Below are 21,176 nucleotides of genomic sequence, written 5' to 3'. Positions count from 1 at the left end.
CGATAGCGGTCTTACAGGCAAAAAAAAGCGCGGCATGAACGCCGCGCTTCTTCATTCACCGCAAGGCCTTACTGCCCCTTGGTCTCGGTCGTTGCAGCAGGCTTGGCCGCTGGCTTCTTCGCCGGTTCGGCCTTTTTCGCTGCCGGTTTGGCCGGGGCCTTCTTCGCCTCGGTTTTAGCTGCAGGCTTCTTCGCCGCTGGCTTGGCCGCTGCTTTCTTCGCCGGTTCAGCTTTCACCGGGGTCGCTGGTTTCGGTGCTTCCACCGGCGCTGGCGCAGGTGCCGGGGTCGGCGCAGGCGCTGGAGCGACTGGTGCAGGAGCCGGCTCTGGCGCCTTCACTGGCTCAGGCTTCTTCTCGTCATCCGAACCGCCGAACAGATTAGTGAAGAAGTTGCCCTTCTTCGCCGCCACGGCACCCGCCGCGCCTGCCGCTGCTGCAGCCGGAACCACTTTGGCTGGTTCGAACGATTTGCCTGCCGCCAGATCTTCAACCTGGCTGGCCGCACGCTGACCAGTGCGCAGTGCGCCTTCCAGGGTGCCCGGGTACAAGGTGTCGGTGTGTTCGCCGGCGAACGTCACGCGTTGCAGCGGACGTTCCCACAGGCGCCAGAACTTGCTGATCTGGCCCGGACCGAAGGCCAGGTAGGCGCCGCCCATCGACGGGTCGGTGCTGTAGCGACGGATTTCATAACCGGTGAACGAGCCACGGGCCTGTGGATAAAACGCGTGCAGACGAATCAGCACCTGATCGACCATTTGCTTGTCGCCAAACGCCTGCATCACACGAGCGTTGTCGCCGGACAGGTTGATCACCACGTTGGCGCCGCCCTTCAGGGCAGGTTCGATCCAGAGCATGCCGAGGCCGGTGTTGCTGTAGATCTCGCCGGACATGCGCGCCTTGCTTTCCCACACCGGCGTCTTGAACTTCAGCATGATCTGGTCGCGCCAGCCGTAGTTGGTGCCCTTGATCGCAGCCAGATGCTGAGCGTCCAGCGCCGGCGTCAGGGCAATCTTGTTCAGTGCACGCAGCGGCACAGCCAGCACAACGTAGTCGGCCTGGTAGCCAACACTGCCGACCTTGACGGTCACGCCGTCCTTGTCCTGAGTGATCGCGGACACCGGCGAGTTGGTCTTGATGGTTTTGATCTGTTTGACGAACGCCTGCGCCAGCACTTGGCTGCCGCCGACCAGACGCGAAGCGCGCAGGTCACGGTCGGAGATGCCGCGATACACGCGGTTCTGCTGAGCGAAATACAGCAGCGACAGACGCGAAGGCTCGTCGTAGTGGGTGCGGATATCCTGGTTGACCAACTGACGCGCAGTGGCCGGCAGGTTCTGCTTGTCGAGCCAGCTCGATACGGTGATCTGGTCCAGCGCGTGCAGGGTGCTGGTCGCCGCCGGGTTTTGCGGATCGTCGATCGAACGCGCCAGATCATCGAGGGTTTTCTGATAGCGCTTCAAGGCATCGGCGGTGGCCGGTTGCTTGGTCGCCAGGTCGGCGGCAGAGAAATACTCGCCGTCGATCAGGTAGCCCGGGGTCCGCACGAACTCTGGCGCTGGCGTGGTGCCGAGCTTGAAGGTCGACACGTACTTGTTCAGCACTGGCTGGGTCTTGTCGTTGCCGATCCACTCGCTGGTGGCCATACCCGAGCGACCACCCAGGCTCGGTTTGGCTTCCAGCAGGGTGACCTGCCAGCCTTTGTTTTGCAGCTCATAAGCGGCGGTCAGGCCCGACAGGCCGCCGCCGATCACGATTGCAGTTTTATCCTTGGCCAGCGCTGTAACGCTGAACAGCCCCAACATCACCAGCGCACAGGCGCGCAGCCAACCGACAGACATTCAGCGAACTCCGGAAATACACGTAGGAAAAAGCAGTTTTGCGGGTCAGACGACCCAAAGAACCGCGAAGAATACGTTAGCCATCAGAACGCCGCCAGCGACGTCTATCGGCTCATACAAAGTAGCTCAATCGACACAATGGGTTGTCCCCGCGCGACGCATTGCATAGGCTTGCGCGATTGTTTGCCCGCGCCTGACGCGAGCCGCCTCGAGGAGACTGTAAATGGGCCTGAATAACCAGTGGATGCAACGCGACCTCGCGGTGTTGTGGCATCCCTGCACCCAGATGAAAGACCACGAACAGCTGCCGCTGATCCCGATCAAGCGCGGTGAAGGCGTCTGGCTCGAAGACTTCGAAGGCAAGCGCTACCTCGACGCCGTCAGCTCCTGGTGGGTCAACGTGTTCGGCCACGCCAACCCGCGCATCAATCAGCGCATCAAGGATCAGGTCGATCAGTTGGAACACGTGATTCTGGCCGGTTTCAGCCATCAACCGGTGATTGAGCTGTCCGAGCGCCTGGTGAAGATGACCCCCGAAGGCCTGAACCGGGTGTTCTACGCCGATAACGGTTCGTCCTGCATCGAAGTCGCGCTGAAGATGAGCTTTCATTACTGGCTCAATCGCGGCCAACCGAACAAGAAGCGCTTCGTCACCCTGACCAACAGCTACCACGGTGAAACCATGGCAGCGATGGCGGTCGGTGACGTGCCGCTGTTCACCGAAACCTACAAAGCGCTGTTGATGGACACCATCAAGGTGCCGAGCCCGGATTGCTACGGGCGCCCCGACGGCATGAGCTGGGAAGAACACTCGCGCAACATGTTCACCGCCATGGAACAGACCTTGGCAGAAAATCATGACAGCGTCGCGGCAGTGATCGTCGAGCCGTTGATTCAGGGTGCCGGCGGCATGCGCATGTATCACCCGGTGTATCTGAAATTGCTACGCGAAGCCTGCGACCGCTACGGCGTGCACCTGATTCTCGACGAGATTGCCGTTGGTTTCGGTCGCACCGGGACGATGTTTGCCTGCGAACAGGCCGGTATTCGCCCGGACTTTCTCTGCTTGTCGAAGGCGCTGACCGGCGGCTATCTGCCGCTGGCGGCGTGCCTGACCACCGATGAGGTCTACAGCGCGTTCTACGACGACTATCCAACCCTGCGCGCCTTCCTCCATTCGCACAGCTACACCGGCAACCCGCTGGCGTGCGCGGCGGCACTGGCGACGCTGGATATCTTCGAGCAGGACAACGTCATCGAGAACAACAAGGCGCTGGCTCAGCGCATGGCGTCGGCGACGGCGCATCTGGTCGATCACCCGAACGTCTCCGAAGTGCGCCAGACCGGCATGGTCCTGGCCATCGAGATGGTCAAGGATAAAGCCACGAAAGAGGCCTACCCTTGGCAGGAACGTCGCGGTTTGAAAGTGTTCCAGCATGCCCTGGAACGTGGCGCGTTGCTGCGCCCGCTGGGCAGCGTGGTGTATTTCCTGCCGCCGTACGTGATCACCCCGGAGCAGATCGACTTCCTCGCTGAAGTGGCTAGCGAAGGCATCGACATTGCTACGCGTGACAGCGTCAGCGTGGCCGTGCCGAAAGACTTCCACCCCGGCTTCCGCGATCCGGGTTGATTCAAAATTTGTGGCGCCTGAACTGCCGCTTTCGCGAGCAAGCTCGCTCCCACAGGGGAATGCATTCCAAATGTGGGAGCGAGCTTGCTCGCGAATGAAGTCGACACCGTTTTAACTGATTCACATCTTTCCAGAGACCCGAAATGAGACTGTCCCGCTTCTTTATCGACGCCCCGCTGAGCACCGGCGAACACGAACTGCCGGAGGCCCAGGCGCATTACATCAGCCGCGTACTGCGCATGGCCGAGGGCGATGCGGTGCAGTTGTTCGACGGTTCCGGCCATGAGTTTCGCGGCGCCCTGCTGGAAGTCGGCAAGAAACGCGTGACCGTACAAATCGACGAGCAATTCGCCGGTCAGGTCGAATCGCCGCTGCACATCCACCTCGGCCAGGGCTTGTCCCGAGGCGAGCGCATGGATTGGGCGATTCAAAAAGCCACCGAACTGGGCGTAAATGAAATCACGCCGATCTTCAGCGACCGCTGCGAAGTCCGCCTCAAGGACGAACGCGCCGACAAACGCCTGCTGCATTGGCGTCAGGTGGCGATCAGTGCGTGTGAACAATGTGGTCGTTCACGGGTGCCGGTGATTCATCCGCCAGTGTTGTTGGCGGACTGGATCAAGCAGACCGAAGCCGAGCTGAAACTGGTGCTGCACCCGGTGGCGGAGCCGTTGGTGAGCCATGCAAAACCTTCGACACTGGCGTTTCTGATCGGGCCTGAAGGCGGTTTGACGGATGCCGAAGTCGAGCAGGCCAAGGGCAACGGTTTCCACGCGGCCCGCCTCGGCCCGCGTGTGTTGCGCACCGAGACGGCGCCAGTGGTTGCACTGGCGGTGGCCCAACAGCTTTGGGGTGACTTCTAAATCCACAATTGGAATACGTTCCCTGTAGGAGTGAGCCTGCTCGCGATAGCGGTCTATCAGTCAAAAACACTGTTGACTGACCGGACGCCATCGCGAGCAGGCTCACTCCTACAGGGGGATGGTGGCGTCTCTAGAGGACATAAAACAGAATCGCGACAAAGTGCAGCAAACTCCCGGCAATCACGAACAGATGCCAGATCCCATGCGCATGCCGCAGTCGGTGATCCAGGGCAAAAAAGATAATCCCCACCGTGTACAAAACCCCGCCCGATGCCAGCCAGGCAAACCCGGCGGTACCCAGCGCCGCGATCAAAGGCTTCACCGCCACCAACACAATCCAGCCCATCACCGCGTAAATCACGATCGACAGGATCCGCGCCTCCGAACGCGGTTTGATCTCTTGCAGAATGCCGATCAGCGCCAGCCCCCAGACAATTCCGAACAACGTCCAGCCCCACGGCCCACGCAGGGTGACCAGACAGAATGGCGTGTAGCTACCGGCAATCAGCAAATAGATCGAAAAATGATCGACCTTCTTCATGATCGCTTTCTTGCGCCCGCGCACGCTGTGGTACACGGTCGAGGCGCTGTAGAGCACCAGTAAGGTAAACGCGTAGATCGCCACACTGACAATCTTCCACGGGCTGCCGTCGAGGCTGGCGATCACCAGCATCCAGACGCCGCCGATAAACGCTGCCACTGCCCCGACCAAATGCGTCCAGGCGTTGAGTTTTTCTCCGTGATACATGTATCGCTCACCTCAATATTCGTTACCGCAGCGCGCAAGGCTCGGGCCTTGAGCGTAAAAGCGCAATCAAAAGATCGCAGCCTTCGGCAGCTCCTACCTTCGAACGCATTCCAATGTAGGAGCTGCCGAAGGCTGCGATCTTTTGATGTTCAAGGCACAATCGACGCATTCCAAAAAGAGTCCGCGCCATGCTGATCGACGAAGAATTGACCCTGAAAAAACTCGAGGTGTTCCTCGCTTTCATGCGCACCGGCAACCTCGCCCGTGCTGCTGCCGAGCTGCAGACCAGCAACGTCAGCGTGCACCGCGCGATTCACTCGCTGGAAAGCGCCCTGCGCTGCCCGCTGTTCAAACACGAAGGCCGCAACCTGACGCCGCTGGAAAGTGCTTACGTGCTCGAAGAGCGAGCGCAGAAGCTGATTCAGGACGTGGTCGAAAGCGTGCGCCTGACCCGCGAAGCCGCCGGGTTCTCCGCTGAACGTTTCAAACTCGGTTCGCTGTATTCGCTGACGGTGAAAACCGTACCGCAACTGATCATGGGTCTGAAGATTCGCCGCAGTGAACTCAACATCGACCTGATCCTCGGCTCGAACATCGACCTGCTCTACAAGCTGAAGAACATGGAAGTCGACGCGATTCTGGTGTCGCTGGACGACAGCATCAACGACCCGGATTGCGAGCAGATTGCGCTGTTTTCCGACGACATCTTCCTCGCCACGCCGGCGGATTCAAAGTTCGCGCAACGCAGTGAAGTGGATCTGGCTGAAGTGCGCGATGAGACTTTCATCACCCTGACTCAGGGCTTTGCTACGCATCAGGACGGTAACCGGGTATTCAAGCAGGCGGGGTTCGAGCCGAAAGTGGCGATGCAGGTGAATGACATCTTCACGCTGCTGAGCATGGTCAGCTCGGGGGTGGGTTATGCATTGCTGCCGGGAAGGATTGCGGCGGTGTATGAGAACCGGGTGAAGCTGATTCCGCTGCAGGAGAAGTACCGGTTGCAGCAGCACATTGGCGTGGTGTTTTTGAAGGCCAAGGAGAGGGATCCGAATTTGCTGGCGTTGCTGGCGGAGTGTCGGATGTATGCCAATCGCCAGGCTGGGGTTTAGATCAAGATCAAGATCAAGAGCTACCCCCTCACCCCAGCCCTCTCCCCCAAGGGGGCGAGGGGGAAAGGGAGCAGATCGGGGAGATTTCAAGACCTGAGTTCGACTCGGAAATTTCAGGTCGGCGTACCTCCAACATCCAACGCGGTCAGTTCCCTCTCCCTACGGGCGGTCCGACGTTTCGGGAGGGCTAGGGTGAGGGGCTTTTGATCTTCAGCCCACAATCCCGCGGACAATGAAGAACAACAGCGATGGCCCCAGCAAGCACCCAAGCCCGGTGTGGAACGTAGCCGTCAACGCCCCATAAGGCACCAACCGCCGATCCGTCGCCGCCAACCCAGCTGTAACGCCGCTGACAGTCCCGGCCAAACCGCCAAACACCATCGCCGAACGCGGGTTATCCAGGCCCATCCAGCGCGCCGCCACCGGCGTGCCGACCATCACCAGAATCGCCTTGATCAACCCGGTGGCAATCGACAGCGCCATCACATCCGACGTCGCACCAATCGCCGCACCGGTCACCGGCCCGACGATATAAGTCACCGCGCCCGCGCCAATAGTGGTCATGCTCACCGCATCGCGATAACCGAACGCCCAAGCCATGCACGCGCCGACAATGAACGGCAGGATCGTGCCCAGCAGCAAGGCAATGACACCAATCAACCCGGCCTTCTTCGCCTCGGTCGCCTGCACTTCAAACGCTGTGGCAACAATCGCAAAATCACGCAGCATCGCCCCGCCCATCAGACCGATGCCGGAGAACAACGTCAGATCCGCCAGGCCTTTCTGGCCGCCAGTCATGGTGCCGCCGACCCACGCCAATACCAGGCCGATAACGATGGCAATCGCCGAGCCGTGAATGCGTCCGAACGTCAGGCGTTTGGACAGAACCACCGACACCCACATGATCACGCCGACAAAAGCGAATGCAGTGACCAGCCCGTTATGTTCCAGACCTTTCTCGATGAGATCCCACATATCAGCGACCTCCTACTGGCGTGCCGACCGGGGAGATTTCCGCCGGCTCGTCAGGCAATGGTTCGCCCTTATGGGTGCGGCTGATCAAGGCAATCGTGCAGCCACAAACCACCACCGAACCGATCGCCGCCAGTACCGCCACCTGCCCGCCATGCAGCGCGGTGACGACGTTCTGTTGCGCAGCCATCGCCACCACCACTGGAATGTACATCGCGCCCCAGAAGCCGACGCCCATCTCGCATTCCTTGGTCATGCCGCCGCGCTTCTGCATCCACAACCGCGCGCAGATCAACAGGATCATGGCGATGCCGACCCCGCCGACATTGGATTTGACGCCCAACAACACGCCGAGCATGTCACCCATGATCACCCCTGCCAGCGTACAGATCGCGAGCAGCGCCACACCGTAAATAATCATTGTTGTAGTCCTCAAAGTGCATCGTCGAATGTTGTTTTTGTTGTTCGAAGCTTGAGTCGGCGGTTTTAGAGTTGGCGGCCACCCTCCTCTCGCAACAGCGCTTGCAGGGTGTCGAGGCGAGCACTGTCAAAGGCAGTGACCGTGCCTTGTTCGAACACCCGGCGCGCCAGCCCGGTCAGCACCGCACCGGGCGGCAGTTCGATCTGTAAACGTACGCCGCGCTCGTAGGCGCTTTGCACGGTGCCGCGCCAATCCACCACGCGGCACATGTTGAAGGCGAGGTCGTCGCGCAGGGCGTCAGGCTTGATCACCGGACGCGCGCGGCTACCGCTCAGGTAAGCGATTTTCGGAGTTTTCAGTTCAACTCTGGCGAAGGCCTCGGCGAGGTTTTGTGCAGGTGCCTCCAGCAACGGGCAGTGCGACGGCACACTCACCGCCAGGCGTTTCGCCAGACCAGCGCCACGACTGCGCGCCAGTTCAGCCACCGCTTGCAGGGCCTCGTCACTGCCGGCGATCACCACCTGGTTATCGGCATTGATGTTGGCCAGATACACCGGCGAATCCTCGCTGTGCACCTGCGCCAACAGCGTTTCGACTGTGGATAATTGCAGGCCGATGATCGCGGTCATGCCGTAGCCCTGTGGATAAGCTTGCTGCATCAACTCACCGCGCAGGCTGACCAGATGCAACGCATCGCTGAAGCTCAACGCCCCGGCGACCACAGCTGCCGGGTAGGCGCCGATGGACAAGCCAGCAACGTAATCCGCCATGAGCCCGTCCTGCAATAACTGCCGCGATGCAGCGACGCCGGCGATCAGCAGGCACAGCTGAACCGCCCTTGTCGTGCGCAATGCTTGAGCAGAATCGAGCAGCAAAACATCTTCGCCAAGCACATCGCTGGCCTCGACCAAGGTCTCGCGGGGCAAGCGCTGAAGCATGCCCGCTTGCTGCGCACCCTGGCCGGGGAACACCAACAGGCTGCTCACGCTGCTTGCTCCTGCGGGTTCCATGGATCAATCACCAGGCAAGCCTGATGAGCACTTTTCAGCAGCACGCGCGCCGAACCGCTGGCCCACTCACGCAAAGCCACCGCACCGAATGGCGTCTGTAATTGCAGGTCGACCCGGCACGGGGCTTGATCGAAAAGCTCCACGAGTTTGCGTGCCTGATTACGGGTGATCAGTTGCGGTGTACGCAGGATCAGATCGAGATCGCTGGCCATGTGCATCGCGGTAAAACCACTGGCCAGTTCAAACCCGACACTGCCGCTGACACCCCAGACCCAACCGCAGTCATCGAGCATCGGCCGCAGTTGTTTGAGCGCGCGCATGACCGGCAGATCGCGCTCGCTGTCGACATGACACAGCGCCTCCGGACTGACCCGACAGGCTATCGAATCCAACGCCATAAACGCCGCCAACCGCTGCTCGCGCAACACACCGCGCACGCCGACCGCGACAAAACCTTCTGCACTCAACGCCCGCCGCACCACCACCGGTTGGCCGGCGGCCAGCGACTCGACTGCCCACAGCGGCGCATCCGCCGGCAACTGCGCCGGGGTCATGCCCCAGAGCAGATCGTGGGCCAGAGGCGTGTTCACCATTGCGCCCTCAACAGTTCGCGAACCTTGCTGGAGGCAGCACGATTCTTCGCGCCGAGACGATTGCTCAAGTCAGTACCGGCGATATCGCTGATGGCTTGTTTGAGGCATTCGTTCACCCGTGCCAGATCCTCCGCCGTCGGCTGCTCAATCTGTTGCACCGACAGGCTTTCCCAGAGCAAACCGAGGCTGGCATAACTGTCGATGTCATACGCCATCGGCGGCACGCTCGCCGCCAGCGCTTCCAGTTCTTCGACACTGCGCAACGTCACCCGCGCCGCCGACGCCTTGCCCATCGCATGCACCATCACGCCGGGATCGCGCAGCGCAATCAAACGGTTGGCCTGATAACCATGAGCGAGAAACGCCCCGGACATTGCCTTACCGACCAGTAATGCAATCACCGGATGCCCGGCCAACCGCGCACGGGCATAACTGTCCGCCGCGCCGGCCAGCGCCTGATGAATGCCGAGTGCTTCTTCGCGACGACCATAAGCCTGGCTCGGCACATCGACGATGGCGATGATCGGGCGTTTTTGCGCTTTGTCGCGGTCAGCCGTGATCGCGTCATCCACAGCCTTGGCCAGACCCCAGCCTTCAAGCAAGCCGACTTCGCCATTGCGAGCGCGAGGAAAACGATTGTCCGGATCAGCGACCACGGCGATAAAACGTCCAAGTTCACCATCGGCAACCCGCAGCGATGGCGGCAAACCCTCAACGGCTTTCGCCCCGGCGCTCAAGGCGTTGAACCAGTTCAAACCGCGCAACGAATAACCGCTCATGAGCGCTCTCCTTGATACAGATCGCGAACCACCGACGGTTCGATTTGCGGGTCAGTGTTCAGACTGCTGAGGCGTTGCAGGAACCATTCGGCGCGCTGGCTGCGTGGTTTCGCTGGCAAACCCTGCTGCAGTAATTCACCGACCTGCTGACGAATCTTCGCCACATCATCGGCGACATAACGATCCACCAGACCACTGGCGAAACGCTGCTCGCCACCGGTCAGGCTCCAAATGAACGGCCGGTCGCGGGAGTCGTATTCTTCGATCCCCGCTTCTTGCTCGATCACTTGCGGGCCGTTCAAACCGAGGCGTGCTTCCTGAGTCACCAGCAGGTAGCTGCACAGCGCCGCCGCAATCGACATACCGCCAAAACAACCAACGCTGCCCGCCACGACCCCAACCACCGGTTGGTACTGCTGCAAATCGACAATCGCCGCATGAATATCAGCAATCGCCGCCAACCCGAGATTGGCTTCCTGCAAGCGCACGCCACCGGTTTCCAGCAGCAATACCGCACGAGTCGGAATGCCTTTGCGGTTGTCTTCAGCCGCCAGTTCCAGCGCGCCAGCAATCTTCGCCCCGCCGACTTCGCCAAGGCTGCCGCCCTGAAACGCGCCTTCAATCGCCGCGATCACCACCGGCAACCCGTCGAGGCTGCCCTTGGCGATCACTACACCGTCATCGGCCTGCGGCACCACGCCCTGACGTTCGAGCCACGGCGACATCACCCGTTGAAACGGATCGAGCAATTCGCGAAAGCTGCCGGCATCGAGCAGGGCTTGCGCCCGTTGCCGCGCGCCGAGTTCGACGAAGCTGTGTTTGTTGAGCAACGCTGCGCTGTCAGTCATGGCCGATCTCCTCGAAACCTTGTTCCAGCCGCAAACGCACCACCCCCGGCGTCGCGCCGAAATCGTGGATATCGATGGCCATCGCCGGTGGCGTGGTGCCGTCGAACATCCGCGCGAACAAATGTTGCCAACGCAGTTGCGCGCCGTTGACCGAGGTCTGCACATTGATCGTCAGTTTGCCGGCCAGACCCGGTTCGATCAGCACTTCCAGATCACCCGAGCCGACACAACCGACCAGCGCGCGACCGCGTGGCGGCTGCCCGGCGGGGAATTCAAACGATAGGGTTTCCATCAAAACGCTCCCTGAGAGATGCCGTCGCGCTCGATACGATCGAGCAGCAGCGTGGCGGCGAGCAAGTCGGCGGCGCCACCGGGCGAGGCATTCAATGCGATGAGTTGTTGATCCAGTTCGTGCAGCTGCCGACGACCGCTGAGGCTGGCGCTGCCACCGGCGTCGAGCACCGCTTGCGCGCCGTGTTGCATGGCCTGCAAACCCTCTTCGCCGGCGCGGTAGAGCACGCAGGTGTCGGCGAGGTCAGTCATGATTGCGAGCAAGGCGTCGAGCCGAGCGTTCTGCTCGCCATGACCGTTGGCGCGGCTGCGCTTGAGTTGTGGCAGGCCGCGTTGCAGCACCGAAGGGAAGCCGAGCTGCGCTTCTTCACGAGCGCCACGTGCGCCATAACGCAGGGCGACTTGGGCGCCGTGGCTCAAAGGTTTTGGTGCGTAGTGGTCATCCAGCAAGGCCAGACGTGCGGCGCGCAGGGTCACGGCATTGGCGCTGAAGGATTGCGGTTCCAGTGCAGCGGCCGTCACCAATAATCCCAGCGCCCAAATGGCGCCGCGATGCGTGTTAACGCCGTTGGTGGTGGTGAGCATCGCTTGCTCGCCTTCTCGACCGATCCGGCCAATCGCTTCGCGTAACGTTGAATCGACTTCGCTGATTGCAACCGCCGCTTCCGCCATTTCCTTGAACGCCGGCCACAACGACAGCGCCGAAGCGTGCATCAGGCCCAGGTGCAAATCGGTGTGCGCGCCATTTCCGCGACGGTCGACCAGCGCCGGTTTCGGCGACAGATCGGCTTCGTCGATCAAGGCATCCACCGCCAGATCGGCCAATCGATCCGCCAGGGACAGCGGTTTCGCTTGCAGGTTAAATGCGTGCATTACCAGCTCCTGAATTTCGCGGGCGGGTTGTACAAACCGCCGGACCACTCGACCAGATCGGCCACACTTTTCGCCGCGAGCAATTCGCGAGTGGCGTCAGTGCGGCGGATGCCGAGGTCTTCGGGCAAGGCGATCAGGCCTTCGCGGCGCATGCGTTCGGTGTCTTTCGGGTTGTGGCGCAGGCCGATGGCGGTGACGCCGGCGACCGCGGCGATCATCGCCTGGCGCTCTTCCAGCGAGCGCGCCTTGTACAGGTAAGCGATGCCTTCTTCGGTGAGCAGGTGGGTGACGTCGTCGCCGTAGATCATGATCGGCGCCAGCGGCATGCCGCTTTTTTTCGCCACTTCGACCGCGTCGAGGGTTTCGACGAAGGTCGGTTTGCCGCCCTCCTGGAACGTCTCGACCATTTGCACCACGAGTTTCTTGCCGCGTTCGAGCATCGGTTGCTGCGCATCGTCGTGGCGCATGTCCAGCCACGCCGGGGTGCCGTGACGCCGACCGCGCGGGTCGTGGCCCATGTTCGGCGCACCACCGAAACCGGCGAGACGGCCACGGGTGACGGTCGAGGAATGGCCGTCGCCATCGACCTGCAACGTCGCGCCGATAAACAGATCCACCGCGTATTGCCCGGCGAGTTGGCAGAACATCCGGTTGGAACGTAGCGAGCCGTCGCGGCCGGTGAAGAACACGTCCGGGCGCGCGGCGATGTAGTTTTCCATGCCCAGCTCGGTGCCGAAGCAATGCACGCTTTCGACCCAACCGCTCTCGATTGCCGGGATCAATGTCGGGTGCGGGTTGAGCGTCCAGTTGCGGCAGATCTTGCCCTTCAAGCCAAGAGACTCGCCGTAGGTCGGCAGGATCAATTCGATGGCGGCGGTGTTGAAACCGATGCCGTGGTTGAGCGACTGCACGTTGTGTTTTTCGTAGATGCCACGGATCGCCATCATCGCCATCAACACGTGCACCGGCTTGATGTGGCGTGGGTCGCGGGTGAACAGCGGTTCGATGTAGAACGGCTTGTCCGCCACCACGACGAAATCGACCCATGACGCAGGAATATCTACGCGGGGCAGTTCGCTGACGTCGTCGACCAATTGGTTGACCTGGACGATGACGATGCCGTCGCTGAACGCGGCCGGTTCGATCAATGCAGGGGTGTCTTCGGTGCTCGGGCCGGTGTAGATGTTGCCGGCACGGTCAGCCATGAAGCCGGCCGAGAGCACGACGTTGGGGATCAGGTCCACCACCAGCCGGGCGTAGAGTTCGATGTAAGTGTGGATCGCGCCGACTTCGAGCAGGCCGTCTTCAAGCAACTGGCTGATGCGCAGGCTCTGGGTGCCGGCGAAGGAGAAATCCAGCTTGCGGGCGATGCCGCGTTCGAACAGATCGAGGTGCTCGGAGCGACCGACGCTGGGCATGATCATGTGCAGGTCGTGGAGCTTTTCCGGGTCGGCCTTGGCCAGCGAGCGCGAGAGGAAATCCGCCTGCTTCTGGTTGTTACCCTCCAGCACTACGCGGTCGCCGGGATGAATCAGCGCTTCGAGCGCGGCGACGATCTTGTCGGTGGGCAACACCACACCGTCGGCCAGCCCGCGCACCTTGTCGAGGCGGCGCTGCTTCTCATCGCGCCGCCGCGTCCAGCGCGAGTCGGGGGAAATTGTTGTTGTCATGCTCACTCCACGGGGTTCGCTGTCGTGGAGCTAAGGTAGGCGTGTGAGGTGGGGGCATCAATCAAGCGCGGTGGTGAATCATTACGCTCAGGGTAACGATCAAGAGTGCCCTCACCCTAGCCCTCTCCCGGAGGGAGAGGGGACTGACCGAGGTGTCTGGCGCCATACATCGACCTGCCCCACCGAGTCGATTATGGATTCACAGCAGTATTTTCAGGTCGGCGTAACTTGTGAGCATCCCACGGTCGGCCCCCTCTCCCTCCGGGAGAGGGCTGGGGTGAGGGTCGGCGTTTAAATCACTCCGTCGGCACCAACCTATCCAACACACGGTTGACTGCCATCTCCGCCACCATCACCACCTGCGCAATACCTTGCACAGTCTTGCGGTGCGTACCTTCCACCGTTGCCGCATGGTTGTTGAGCATCACCGTAGCCGAACCGAGGGTTTCGCTGGCGTCGGCCAGCAAGGATTCGGTGTCGGCATTGGGGTTGGCCATGTACAGCGTGTTCGGGGTGTAGGGCGTAGCCATCAGGTCGGCGTTGGTCGGGCCGAGGTAATGGTCGAGGGCGCGTTCGGCGGCTTCGTGGAATTTCTTTGAGTCGGGGGATTCGTAGGGGGATGCCGGGTCGGTGGGCGGCGGGTTTGGCGTTACTTTGAACATTTACCAGATCCTCATTCGGGCTAGCCACCGCTTCCCTACTAAAAGAAGTGGAGGCAGCTGTGCGCAGGTTAGTAGACCGGGGATCTGGGAAACCGGCGCGCCCGAAGGCGCCCTGCGCACAACCACCATAAAGTGCAGGTATGGAGTACCTGACTGTTTGATGAGCTATACGCCCCAAATATGACGGGCTACTAAACCCGATCACTGGAAATCAGTGACGGAATCAAGTTACGCAGCATGCCCAAGGCGCACAAGCCGGCGGATTCTGGTGCATGCGTAGGCAGCGGCGCAAGGATTTGTAGGCTAGGGAGCCGTAACACCGGGTGTCTTTAAACAGCTGTGCCTGGATGCGTTTATTGCGCTGCGGGGATTGAGGATTTGTCTGTCGGATTTTGGTGGCTGCCGCAAGCGCTATCGCGAGCAGGCTCACTCCTACAGGGGAATGCATTCCAAATGTAGGAGTGAGCCTGCTCGCGATGAGGCCAGTCAGGCCAATGAAAATTCTGGATCAATGGACGAGACCAGCATCCACCAACAACTTCTCCAACCCAAGCAAATCCGGCACCTTCGCCACTTGCTCCCCGACCTGCACCGCCGCCTGTTCCAGCGCACACAACGGCACATCGACATAGCTCAACTGACTGTCGAGCTTGTACGACCGCGGAATCCCCTGCACCAGCAGCGCAATGAACTTCAACTCCGGCAACCCACCGAGCGCATTCAAAATCACGATCCGCGCGCGCTCGCCAATGACGATTTTCTGCCCGCACGCCGACTCGAAACTGAGCAACGGAATCTGCCGCTCGCGCCACTTCACGCGCCCCAGATACCACGGCGGCGTGTCCAGATCGAAGGCACTGGCCTGATAGTCAATCAACTCAGCGACAGCGACGTTAGGCAGGATCAAATTGCGATCCGCCAACGGCAGCAGCAGCCCGGTGAGTTGGCTGCTGCGCTGATTATGCCGGCGCTCATGCATGTTTCTTGCTCCATTGGGCAATGCTTTCGAGCAGCACCGACTCTTGATACGGCTTGCCGAGGTAGTCGTTGACGCCAATCGCCATGGCACGGTCGCGGTGTTTCTGCCCGGTGCGTGAGGTGATCATGATGATCGGCAAGTGTTGCAGGCGTTCGTCGTTGCGTACCTGGGTGGCGACTTCGAAGCCGTCCATGCGCGGCATTTCGATGTCGAGCAGCATCAGGTCGGGCATGTGTTCTTCGAGCAGTAGCATGGCGTCGACACCGTCCTTGGCCGTCAGCACGTTCATGCCATGGCGTTCGAGCAAGCGGCTGGTGACCTTGCGTACGGTGACCGAGTCGTCGACCACCATCACCAGCAGCGGCTTGTGCGGTTCGCTGTCGATCTCCGGCACCGTCGGTGTCTGCGCAACCCGCGCTTGCATCGCCCGAATCGGTGCGAGCAAATCGAGAATCAGCACCACCCGACCATCGCCCAGAATCGTCGCGCCGGATACGCCCTGCACTGCCGCGAATTGCGCGCCAAGGCTCTTGACCACGATCTCGCGGGTGCCGGCCATGGTATCGACCTGCACCGCGATGCGCCGGTCGTTGTAATGCACCAGCAGCACCGGCAACGGCAGGTTCTGGCCGAGCAGTTTCGGCCGTGGCGCGGTTTTCAGCAGTTCGCCGAGGTAGCACAGTTCATAGGTCTGGCCGCCGTAGTGGTAGCGCGGTGGATCCTGGCGGAAGTGCCCTTCCAGATCATTCGGCAGAACACGGACGATGCCTTCGATGGTGTTCAGCGGAATCGCGTATTGATCCTCGCCGCACTGCACCATCAACGCGCGGTTGACCGACACGGTGAACGGCAGCCGAATGCGGAAATGCACGCCCTGCCCCGGCACCGAGTCGATGCTCATGGTCCCGCCCAACTGGCGGACTTCTTCATGCACCACGTCCATGCCGACGCCGCGTCCGGAAATCTGGGTGATCTTTTCCGCCGTGGAAAACCCCGGCTGGAGGATGAACTGCAACACGTCGCGGTCGCTGATTTCGGCCTCCGGCGCGAGCATGCCGCGCTTGATCGCCTTGCGCCGCACCGCTTCCAGTGGCACCCCGGCGCCGTCATCGCGAATGTCGAAAACGATGTCGCCGCCCTCGCGGGACAGGTCCAGGCTTACCGTGCCCTGCGCCGGTTTGCCTGCCGCCAGACGCACTTCAGCGGACTCCAGACCGTGGTCGACGGCGTTGCGCAGCATGTGTTCCAACGGCGCGGCCATGCGTTCGAGTACGTTGCGATCCATCTCGCCTTCGGCGTTGCCGACGACAAACGCGACGTCTTTGTTCAGTTCTTCGGCGACCTGGCGGACGATGCGTTTCAAACGCGGCAACATGCGCTCGAACGGCACCATGCGCGTGCGCATCAGGCCTTCCTGCAATTCGGTATTGATCCGCCCCTGTTGCTGCAACAGGTTCTCCGCGTCGTGATTGCGCCGGTCGAGGGTTTCCTTGAGGTCGAGCAAGTCGGAAGCCGATTCGAACAACGCCCGCGACAGTTGCTGCAACTGCGAATGGCGGTCCATTTCCAGGGGATCGAATTCTTCGTAGCCAAGGCGTTCGGCATCGACTTGCTGGCGACTGAGAATCCGTCCCTGGGTTTCCGTGTCGAGACGGCGCAACTGATCGCGCATCCGTTCGATGGTGGTTTCCATCTCGTTCAGGGCGATCTGCGCGTCGTTGACCTGCTGTTCGATACGGCCACGGAAGATCGAGGTTTCCCCGGCCAGATTGACCAGTTCATCGAGCAGTTCGGCGGAAACTTTGACCATGTCCGCGCCAGCCTCGGCAGCCGGCGGTGCAGGTTCGGTCTTGACGGGCAGCGGCAACGCTGGCGGCGTTTCAACCGTTACCGGATGACTGAAATTCTGGATCGCGTTGATCAGCCGATCGGCCGGTGGACACGGTTGCCCGGCGCGCACGCCATCGAGCATTTGTGCCAGCCGATCATGGCCGCGCTGCACCAGCGCAAACAGTTCGGTCGACGGCTGCAATGTTCCGGAGGAGAGACTTTCGTAAAGGTATTCCAGCTCATGGGCAAGGTCGCCGATCGGGCCGATCTCGACCATCCGCGCGCCACCCTTGAGGGTGTGCAGATCGCGCAGCAGGGTTTCCACTTCCTGGCGATTGCCCGGCTCGGCTTGCCAGCGCAGCAGCGCGGCGCCGGAGTTTTCGATGATGTCGAAACCTTCTTCGAGGAAGATTTCCAGCAGTTCGGGATCGTGGCCAGCGCTGTCGTGCTCGGCTATTGCTGGCGGCGCTTCGGCGACGCTGTGGCCCTGACGTACCTGACGGATCGTGTCGATCAGATCCTGTGCCGGGGTCAGCGGCTGATGGTTTTGCAGTTGATCAAGCAACAGCGCCAAGCGGTCATGGCTCTTGAGCAGCAAGCGCCCCAGGCTTTCGCTGTAGTGGTAGCGACGATCCACCAAGCCTTCGTAAAAGCTTTCCAGCTCCTGAGCCAGATCGCCAATGGCCTCGACTTCGGCCATCCGCGCGCCCCCCTTGAGGGTGTGCAGATCGCGTTGCAGCGAGGACAGCGGTGCAGCGTTGTCCGGGTCGCTCAACCAGCGCTGCAAGGCCTGGCCTGAGCTATCGAGAATGTCGACCGCTTCTTCAAGGAAAATCTCGACGATCTCGTCATCGTGTTCAAGCGCCGTTGCCTTTTGCTGCAACTCGGCGGTGGCGCTGCCCAGTTCACGGATGCTCAGGGTACGGCTGCCATCGCTGCGAATCAGGCCCATGGACGATGGGTCGAGGCTCTGATCGAGCAGATCATGCAACGCCCGGATCCGCGCCGGTTGTGGCGTGACTTCCTGCCCGGCGGCCAGTTCGTCGAGCATGTTGATCAGCGCTTCGTGAGCGTTCTGCGCTTCGCGGAAAAACTGCTCGCTGACCGCCAGGCTGCTTTCTTCCACCGCGCCATACAGGTCGAGCAAGGCTTCGCACAACACGTCCACCGGCAGCAGATCCGCCAGATGTGCGCCTTCGCCGAGGGTGGTCAGCTCATCCAGCAAGGCGCTGAGTTCCTGACGCTCGCCGGGGTGTTGTTGCCAGCGCTGCAACAGGCTTTCGGCGTCGAGCAGGATGTCCATGCCCTGAGCGAGGAAGTTGTTGATCAGTTGCGGGTCACGCTTGATCCGCAGGCCGGTGTGCGGCGCATCGAGGATCGATTCCAGACGCTCGGCGAGCAGGGTTTCCGAGCGTTTGATCAGCGACTGCGCACCGACGATCGGCGCCAGCGGATCATGCTTGAGTTGACGCAGGCCGACGCGGAACAGACCCTCGGCTTCCAGCAGCAACTCCACTTCGTCGAGGTCCAGCGGCAACTGGTGCGCCTTGAACTCGCGGGCCAGTTGATCGAGCGGCGCAGCGAGTTCGGCAATCGGCAATACGCCAGCCATCGAGGCGCTGCCCTTGAGCGTGTGCAAGGCGCGCTGCAGTTCGTCGCTGGCCTGCAGCGGCACATGCTCGGCGGCCTGATCGAGAAAGCGGTTGAGGCTGGCGAGGTGGGTCTCGGCTTCTTTGCGGAAGATTTCCAGCAACAGCGGATCGAGCGCCGCGACATCGTCCACGTCTTCGGCGGCCAATGGCTCGTCACCTTTGGCCAAGGCGTGAGCACGGGCCGCGAGCTGATCGACATCGCCGCGCTGGCGCTGGTTACTAGTGGCGAATTCGCTGATCAACTCGGGCAGCAACAGCACGGTGTCGGTCAGCACTTGCTGCACCACCGAGCCCGGTTCGACACTTTGTTCGAGCACACGGTTGAGCAGGTTTTCCACCGACCACGCCAGCTCACCGAGAATCAGCGCGCGGACCATGCGCCCGCTGCCCTTGAGCGTGTGGAAGGCGCGACGCAGTTCGGTCAGCGCATCGCGGTCCTGCGGATTGGCAATCCAGTGCGGCAGGTATTCGTGGAGGACTTCGAGGACCTCGTCGGTCTCTTCGAGGAACACTTCGCGCAGCTCATCGTCGACCGGTTCTTCATCGGCCGGCGGCGGCATCAGGCTACCGGGGGTGATCAGCGCTGGCGGGTTGAGCGCTGAAACCGGGCTGGCCAGAACATCGGCCAGCGACTGCACGGTTTCCGGGTCATCAAGCGCTTGCATGTCCTGCATCACCAGCGCTTCGCTGGGGCTGAGCACGTCGTCGAGCACGGGCACATGCGGCTCATTTGGAAAGAACCCCAGACTCGCAAGGGACTTCTGCGCGACATCCAGCAGCTGCTCGCTCGGCGCCTGCGGATCGTCGCTCAGACGTTCGAGGTAATACTCGAGGCTGCTGATGACATCGGCCAGATAATCCAGCTCTTCCCAACCCGGCTCGTGCGGATCAAGCAACAGATGTTCGCGGATAAAGCCGTTGCACGCCTCGACCAGACTTGCCGCGCGGTTCAACGGAATCATCGCCAGTGCCCCGCGCACCTGGGTCAGCAGCGCCGGCAACGGTTGCAGGTGCTGGCGATCCCAATCGGCGTCGATGTAGTCGACGATCATGTCCTTGGCCTGTTGCAGGCAGATGCGCGCTTCCTTGATCACGATCTGATGAATCTGCGTCAGGTCGGTGGTCGGCAAGCGCGTATCTTCCGGGCTTTCCGGCTCGACGGTGCCGACCATTCCAGCCAGCGTCGCTTCGACGTAGAGCAGCGCGCCGGCAACGTCCATCAGGATCGCGTCGTTCGGTTCGCGCTGGCCCTGGGCGAGGCTGAGTACGACGGCCAATTGATCGATGATCACTTTGCGCGGCTGGCCGAAACCGAGCACCGCGAGGGTGTCGGCGATCTGCCGCAGGGGTGCGAGCAGGTTTTCCAGATCCGAGGTGTGCTGGCGGTCGCTGCGCACGAACAGGTCGAGGCGCTCCTTGACCCGCACCAGTTCTTCACACAACGCCGCCAGCACCGAGCGCATCGCATCGCGATCGGGGCCGGCCAGGCGCGCGCGTTCTTCGTCGACCATCGCGCTGTCGGGCAACGCGTCGTCCAGGGAGTAGCGATCTTTCATGGTCAGCATCTGCCCGGTGGGATGTTCGGCTTTGGCAATATAGAACAACAGGCTTTTCAGCAGCTCAGCCGGAGGCGGCTGATTGAGGCCGGACATACCTTGCTCGAGCAGACGCTTGAGCTCTTTGTCGGCATCCTTGAACAGGCTGCGCAGCGCCGGGCTGTTGGCGATGACGCCTGCGCGCATGCCCTCGACCAGCGCCGAGGCGACTTGCCACAGCGGACTCAGCGGCGAATCACCGCTCAGCGCTTCGAGGCGAGTGAATACTTTGGCCAGATAACCGAGGTGGGTCTGGTCATCCTGCTCGCGCAGCAAACCGACCAAAGCCATTTGCAGCATCTGGCGCAATTTGCGCAGTACGTTCGGCAGTTCTGCCGGCTCCAGCAGGGTCAACGCTTCTGCGTTTAGCGGCGCCAGTTCGGGCAGTTGCGGGCTGAACAAGCTGGTTTCCGAGAGCAGGCTTTCGCCCCGGGCACTGCGCAGATCATTGATCAGCGGCAACACCACCAGCGGCAAATCGCGGCGGGCGCTCTGCACGCGGTCGAGGTAGATCGGCAATTGCCCAAGGGCTTGCAGCAACAGGTGCAGGGCTTCGTCGCGATGGCTGACGCGTTCGTGCTGCAGGGCTTCGACCAGATGCTCCATTTCCTCGGCGAGCAAGGCTGCGCCGTAGAACTCGACCATCTGCAGACTGCCGTGGACCTGATGGATGTAATCCAGGCACTCGTCCAGTCCGGGAAAGGCCTGCGGATCATCGAGCACGGCTTCAATCGCCTGATGCGCCTGTTTCAGCGTTTCGGCAATTTCACCTTTGACCCATTCGAGGGCCACGTAGTCGTGCCGATCACCCAT

Annotated in this window: 17 protein-coding genes; 3 read left to right on the top strand and 14 right to left on the bottom strand. The window is 61.4% G+C overall.

The features are described from left to right. Nucleotides 1–68: 68 nt before the first annotated feature. Nucleotides 69–1,838 (bottom strand): flavin monoamine oxidase family protein, encoded by a 1,770-nt coding sequence (locus H8F23_RS17295; RefSeq protein WP_194935196.1) that lies wholly within the window; start codon nucleotides 1,836–1,838, stop codon nucleotides 69–71. Nucleotides 1,839–2,061: 223 nt separating this feature from the next. On the opposite strand from H8F23_RS17295, the gene H8F23_RS17290 reads away from it, so the two are divergent. Next, nucleotides 2,062–3,468 carry an adenosylmethionine--8-amino-7-oxononanoate transaminase gene (locus H8F23_RS17290; RefSeq protein ID WP_194935195.1) on the top strand — a complete coding sequence of 469 codons (1,407 nt, stop codon included), beginning with the start codon at nucleotides 2,062–2,064 and terminating at the stop codon, nucleotides 3,466–3,468. Between the two features lie 143 nt (nucleotides 3,469–3,611). Beyond that, a complete protein-coding gene (locus H8F23_RS17285) occupies nucleotides 3,612–4,331 on the top strand; it encodes a 16S rRNA (uracil(1498)-N(3))-methyltransferase (protein WP_194935194.1) in 720 nt (239 codons plus the stop codon). Between the two features lie 130 nt (nucleotides 4,332–4,461). Here H8F23_RS17285 and trhA read toward each other — a convergent pair whose 3' ends face one another. Then, complete coding sequence (gene trhA, locus H8F23_RS17280; RefSeq protein WP_007964065.1) at nucleotides 4,462–5,079, bottom strand: PAQR family membrane homeostasis protein TrhA; 618 nt, start codon at nucleotides 5,077–5,079, stop codon at nucleotides 4,462–4,464. A gap of 188 nt (nucleotides 5,080–5,267) precedes the next feature. Here trhA and H8F23_RS17275 point away from each other — a divergent pair, with 188 nt between their 5' ends. Continuing rightward, nucleotides 5,268–6,188 (top strand): LysR family transcriptional regulator, encoded by a 921-nt coding sequence (locus tag H8F23_RS17275; RefSeq protein ID WP_194935193.1) that lies wholly within the window; start codon nucleotides 5,268–5,270, stop codon nucleotides 6,186–6,188. Between the two features lie 210 nt (nucleotides 6,189–6,398). On the opposite strand, the gene madM is transcribed toward H8F23_RS17275, so the two are convergent. The 12 genes from madM to H8F23_RS17215 all read right to left on the bottom strand — a co-directional run bounded on the left by madM (nucleotide 6,399) and on the right by H8F23_RS17215 (nucleotide 21,176). Continuing rightward, complete coding sequence (madM, locus tag H8F23_RS17270) at nucleotides 6,399–7,163, bottom strand: malonate transporter subunit MadM (protein ID WP_007913704.1); 765 nt, start codon at nucleotides 7,161–7,163, stop codon at nucleotides 6,399–6,401. A gap of 1 nt (nucleotide 7,164) precedes the next feature. After that, nucleotides 7,165–7,581 (bottom strand): malonate transporter subunit MadL, encoded by a 417-nt coding sequence (gene madL, locus H8F23_RS17265; RefSeq protein WP_194935192.1) that lies wholly within the window; start codon nucleotides 7,579–7,581, stop codon nucleotides 7,165–7,167. A gap of 65 nt (nucleotides 7,582–7,646) precedes the next feature. Next, nucleotides 7,647–8,567: a malonate decarboxylase subunit epsilon gene (gene mdcH / locus H8F23_RS17260; RefSeq protein ID WP_194935191.1), complete on the bottom strand. Its 921-nt coding sequence runs from the start codon at nucleotides 8,565–8,567 to the stop codon at nucleotides 7,647–7,649. Further along, nucleotides 8,564–9,184 carry a malonate decarboxylase holo-ACP synthase gene (locus H8F23_RS17255; RefSeq protein WP_194935190.1) on the bottom strand — a complete coding sequence of 207 codons (621 nt, stop codon included), beginning with the start codon at nucleotides 9,182–9,184 and terminating at the stop codon, nucleotides 8,564–8,566. Before H8F23_RS17255 ends, mdcH begins: the two co-directional genes overlap by 4 nt. Further along, entirely contained in the window at nucleotides 9,178–9,963 is a 786-nt protein-coding gene (gene mdcE, locus H8F23_RS17250) for a biotin-independent malonate decarboxylase subunit gamma (RefSeq protein WP_194935189.1), read from the bottom strand. Before mdcE ends, H8F23_RS17255 begins: the two co-directional genes overlap by 7 nt. Continuing rightward, nucleotides 9,960–10,811, bottom strand: coding sequence for a biotin-independent malonate decarboxylase subunit beta (locus H8F23_RS17245; protein ID WP_194935188.1), 852 nt, complete (start codon nucleotides 10,809–10,811; stop codon nucleotides 9,960–9,962). The genes mdcE and H8F23_RS17245 overlap by 4 nt, the downstream gene beginning before the upstream one ends. Beyond that, nucleotides 10,804–11,103 (bottom strand): malonate decarboxylase subunit delta, encoded by a 300-nt coding sequence (locus H8F23_RS17240; RefSeq protein WP_007913697.1) that lies wholly within the window; start codon nucleotides 11,101–11,103, stop codon nucleotides 10,804–10,806. The genes H8F23_RS17245 and H8F23_RS17240 overlap by 8 nt, the downstream gene beginning before the upstream one ends. Continuing rightward, on the bottom strand, nucleotides 11,103–11,975 hold the full coding sequence (locus H8F23_RS17235; protein WP_194935187.1) for a triphosphoribosyl-dephospho-CoA synthase: 873 nt from the start codon (nucleotides 11,973–11,975) through the stop codon (nucleotides 11,103–11,105). Before H8F23_RS17235 ends, H8F23_RS17240 begins: the two co-directional genes overlap by 1 nt. Continuing rightward, a complete protein-coding gene (gene mdcA / locus H8F23_RS17230) occupies nucleotides 11,975–13,645 on the bottom strand; it encodes a malonate decarboxylase subunit alpha (RefSeq protein ID WP_038358792.1) in 1,671 nt (556 codons plus the stop codon). Before mdcA ends, H8F23_RS17235 begins: the two co-directional genes overlap by 1 nt. 296 nt (nucleotides 13,646–13,941) lie before the next feature. Beyond that, entirely contained in the window at nucleotides 13,942–14,307 is a 366-nt protein-coding gene (locus tag H8F23_RS17225; protein WP_194935186.1) for a DUF6124 family protein, read from the bottom strand. A 508-nt stretch (nucleotides 14,308–14,815) separates the two neighbouring features. After that, nucleotides 14,816–15,286: a chemotaxis protein CheW gene (locus H8F23_RS17220; RefSeq protein WP_137217437.1), complete on the bottom strand. Its 471-nt coding sequence runs from the start codon at nucleotides 15,284–15,286 to the stop codon at nucleotides 14,816–14,818. Beyond that, nucleotides 15,279–21,176 carry a hybrid sensor histidine kinase/response regulator gene (locus H8F23_RS17215; RefSeq protein ID WP_194935185.1) on the bottom strand — a complete coding sequence of 1,966 codons (5,898 nt, stop codon included), beginning with the start codon at nucleotides 21,174–21,176 and terminating at the stop codon, nucleotides 15,279–15,281. Before H8F23_RS17215 ends, H8F23_RS17220 begins: the two co-directional genes overlap by 8 nt.

The sequence above is a fragment of the Pseudomonas neuropathica genome (assembly GCF_015461835.1).
Classification (GTDB): Bacteria; Pseudomonadota; Gammaproteobacteria; order Pseudomonadales; family Pseudomonadaceae; genus Aquipseudomonas; species Aquipseudomonas neuropathica.
The sequence above is the reverse complement of the archived record's forward strand: the minus strand, read 5'-3'. Positions and strand labels throughout refer to the sequence as shown.